This window comes from Nonomuraea sp. NPDC049784, from assembly GCF_040659615.1.
In the GTDB taxonomy this organism is placed as follows: Bacteria; Actinomycetota; Actinomycetes; order Streptosporangiales; family Streptosporangiaceae; genus Nonomuraea.
Genome location: NZ_JBFAMX010000825.1, coordinates 1 through 3,642, shown reverse-complemented (window position 1 = coordinate 3,642; position 3,642 = coordinate 1). Strand labels below are relative to the sequence as shown.

Here is a 3,642-nt window from a genome sequence, read left to right as displayed (position 1 = left end):
CGAAGCGGCGGGGGTGGGCGGCTCCGGCCCGGTTCAGCAGGCGGCGGTCCGGGAGGCGTACGTCCAGGAGGCCCCCCGACTCGTGGCACTCGCCCCGGACGTAGAGGGCGGCCAGGAGGGGGTCGGTGCTGCGGGCCACGGCCGGATCCGGCAGCCGGGCCTCCACCAGGGCCCGCGCCTCGACCGCGCCAGGGACGGTCGCGCTGACCGCCCGCCACACCCCCGCCCGATCGTCCTGCCCGATCCGCGGCGCCGCGCCCAGGAACGTCACCACACCCGCCCGCGCCAGCGCCCGCAGCTCCGCCAGCCGGGGCGCCGGCGGACCGCTGGCGAAGTAGTTGTACAGCCCCTGGAACCAGGGGTCCTCGGGCAGCACGCCGCGCAGGGCGATCAGTCCGTGGATCATCGCCAGGTCCGCGCTGTGCGCCGGGTCGGCCCGCCGTTCCAGGTCGGCCGCCAGGTAGCCGGACATCCACCGCCCCAGCCCCGCCAGGTCGCCGAACCGCATCCCGTGCAGGGGCCGCTCCAGCCGCTCGAGGTGCAGGCGGTCCGCGAACCTGGGGACGGCCTTGGTGACCAGGGCGCGCATCTCCTTCCCGCCCCACTCGGCCAGCGCGAAGGCGGGCTCGAACCCGTCCCACCCGATCCGGGTACGCGACGGGTGCGTGTTGAACAGCTCGAAGTAGTACGCGTACGCCAGCTCCTTGGCCACCGCCCGCCGCAGATCCCCGGGAGGCGCGCCCGGGGTGATGAACCTGGGCAGGCCGGGCGGCGGGGCGGCCAGCCGGTAGCCGGTCTTGGCGTGGTACGGCACCCCCCTGCGCGACCCCACGTACAGCCGCGGCTCCGCCCCGCTGGGCACGTAGTGCAGCTCCCCTTCGTGCCGGGTGAACCGGCCGCCGCGGCCCGACGTGAGCAGCACCATCAGGTCGATGAACGCCAGCCCGGCGCCCCGCGCGAGCACCGGCTCCCCCGCCGGGATCACACGGGGGTCGAGGTCGGCGGCGTACCCGGTGGGCACGTACGTCAGGCCGTGCCGGGCGGCGAACGCCACCTCCCCGGTCTCCTGCGGCGAGGGCAGCACGCTCTGGTGGCCCTGCGCGAGCACCACCGCGTCCACCTCCAGCGTGCCCCCGCGGGACAACTCCACCTGCTGGCCCCCGGGCCGGTCGGCCAGGCCGACCGCCGTGTCCCGGTGCAGATGCACCCGCACGTTGCGCGGCGCGGTGCGCAGGGCGCGCTCGAAGGCGAAGGAGAGGTAGCGGCTCAGGACCGGGCGGGGCGCGAAGAACCCGGGCTCGCAGCCGAGCCACTCGGCCAGCGACGGCCCCGGCCGGACCGGCCCCTCGCAGCGCACCGAACGGTCGGTGAAGATCGTGATGTCGCCGGCCACGGAGTTGGCCCACAGCAGCTCGGGCTGGCCGGCCCGCCAGACGCGGCCCGCGCCGTGCGGGTACGGGTCCACCACGTGCACGTCCAGCACCTGGTCCCCGAGCAACTCGGAGGCGTTGGCGCAGATCCGCTCCACGAGCGACGTCCCCGTGGGACCAGCCCCGATCACCGCGAGAGCACCCACCCCGACCACCTCCCCCAGCCACCCTGCTGTCCTTCGATTACACGACGCGCCGCGTCGTCCCCGCGATGGCGCTCGCGAATACCTATATAAACAGTAGGTATTAGGGGGATGATCGTCAACTCGGGTGAGCGGCGTAACCCCTCTTGTCGGTGGCGCTGGCTAAGGTCCCTGGTATGGCCATCGACTACGCACGCCCAGGACTCTTCACCACACTGACCGCAGGCCAATTACCCCTGGCCGCCGCCCTGCCGTCTGATCCGGTGGAGATCTGCCGGGTCGCGAGCGGGCTCGTCATCCAGCCGCATGACGCCGCCACGCTGCCCGTCCCCGAGGAGCGCATGGCGGAGAAGGATCTGCGTCCCGTGAGTGCCATCGTCGAGGCGCTGACCCGGCTCGATTCGGCGCCGCTCACCACGCCGCGCCCCGCGCATCTGCGGGTGGTGGGCACCTGCCGCCACTTCGCCACGCTGAGCTGCGCCCTGCTCCGCCTGCGCGGCATCCCCACCCGGACGCGATGCGGGTTCGCCACCTACTTCGTCCCGGGCAAGCACGTCGACCACTGGATCACCGAATACTGGCGCGCCGACGAGCGGCGATGGGTGCGCGTCGACAGCGAGATCCTCAACGGGGACCAGGTGGACCACCCAGAGGATCTGGCGCCGGGAGAGTTCCTGACCGGCGGCGAGTCATGGACGCTCCACCGGAAGGGGACGGTGGATCCGGACACGTTCGGGGTCTGGAGGACGACGCATGCGTGGGGCGTGGCCGAGATCCGGGGTAACGCCATTCGCGACCTGGCCGCCCTGTGCAAGATGGAGACGCTGCCCTGGGACGAGTGGGGCCGGATGACCGCCTCCTACCAGGGCAAGACCGGCCCCGACTACGACCTGCTGATCGACGAGGTCGCGGCCGCCTGCGCGGCGGCCGACCCTGACGCCGTCGACCGGCTCTATCAGAGCGCGGAGCTGCGGGTTCCGGACGAGATTCGCTGAACATCGCCATGGCTGCGACGGGACCGATGGACGTGTTGAGCGAGACGGACTGGGCGGCGCCCGCATCCCCCCCGCATCGGCCCAACCCAGCTTCCGGTGTCCGCGGGTCCTTGCGATCTGTGCGTACACCGAGCCGGGCGGCCAGGGTGATCTCCAGCTGATCTTCGAGAATACGCCTGAGGTCGAGCCGCCCTTCCTCTGGCAGGGGAACTCCGCATCGTCTGCTCACCTCCGTGCGGGGATCTCGGGCGGGTGCCGCGCTCTGCCGCCTACTCGTGATCGTGCGGTTCGAGCATGTTGGCGCGTACCCGGCTCTCGGTAATCCTCGCCAGGCCCGCACGGGCCTGCGGCCGCCTGCTCGTGGGCGCGGCGGGCCGTACGTCGGCGAAGAGCGTGACCTCCACGACCAGGTCACGGGTCGCGGCCACCCGGGCGATGGAGGCGAGCAGCGAGTCGTCCCCGACGTAGCAGGCACGGGTCGAGATCGCCGCGCCCTCGCGGTAGCGCACCATGGCCGGGAGGACCGGGGCGCCCGCGTCCACGGCCGCCTGGAACACGGCCGGGCGGAACCGGCCCATCCCGCGACCGCACCAGGTGGTGCCCTCGGGGAAGGCGACCACGGTCTCGCCCGCCCTGAGAGCGTCGGCGACCGCGGCGACGGCCGACGGCAGCGCGGACAGTCGCTCCCTGTCGATGAACAGCACGCCCGAGCCGGCGGCCAGCGTGCGGATGACAGGCCACTCGCCGATCTCCCGCTTGGCGAGCAGCCGCGACGGTAGCGTGGCCGCGAGGACGAGTGGGTCGAGCCAGGACACGTGATTCGCCACGACCAGAGCGCCCCGCTCCGGCGCCGTCCCGATGCCCGACGCCGGACCCGTCTGCGATGCCGCACCGGCTTCCGGCGCCGCGCTGCTTTCCGGCGCCGTGATGCTGCTTTCCGGCGCCGTGATCTCGAGCCGGACGCCGAGTGAGCGAAGAAGCAGTCGCGCCCAGGCCATCGTGAGCTCCGTCCGCCACGCCGCCCGCATCCGCCCCACCAGGGACAGCGGCACCCCGGCGAGCAGCACCAGGAAC

At 73.0% G+C, this 3,642-nt stretch carries 3 protein-coding genes; 1 reads left to right on the top strand and 2 read right to left on the bottom strand.

Going from position 1 to position 3,642, the window contains the following annotated elements:
- A partial coding sequence (locus AB0J09_RS59245; protein ID WP_360712272.1) for an FAD/NAD(P)-binding protein occupies nt 1–1,576 on the bottom strand: 1,576 nt, incomplete at its 3' end.
- Nucleotides 1,577–1,749: 173 nt separating this feature from the next.
- Here AB0J09_RS59245 and AB0J09_RS59240 point away from each other — a divergent pair.
- On the top strand, nt 1,750–2,568 hold the full coding sequence (locus AB0J09_RS59240) for a transglutaminase-like domain-containing protein (protein WP_360712270.1): 819 nt from the start codon (nt 1,750–1,752) through the stop codon (nt 2,566–2,568).
- 269 nt (nt 2,569–2,837) lie between these two features.
- Here the strand turns inward: AB0J09_RS59240 and AB0J09_RS59235 are convergent.
- A partial coding sequence (locus tag AB0J09_RS59235; protein WP_360712267.1) for a 1-acyl-sn-glycerol-3-phosphate acyltransferase occupies nt 2,838–3,642 on the bottom strand: 805 nt, incomplete at its 5' end.

What these genes read in the sequence shown, in the direction of transcription:
- AB0J09_RS59240 (WP_360712270.1), top strand. Translation starts at nt 1,750, where the DNA reads ATGGCCATCGACTACGCACGCCCAGGACTCTTCACCACACTGACCGCA.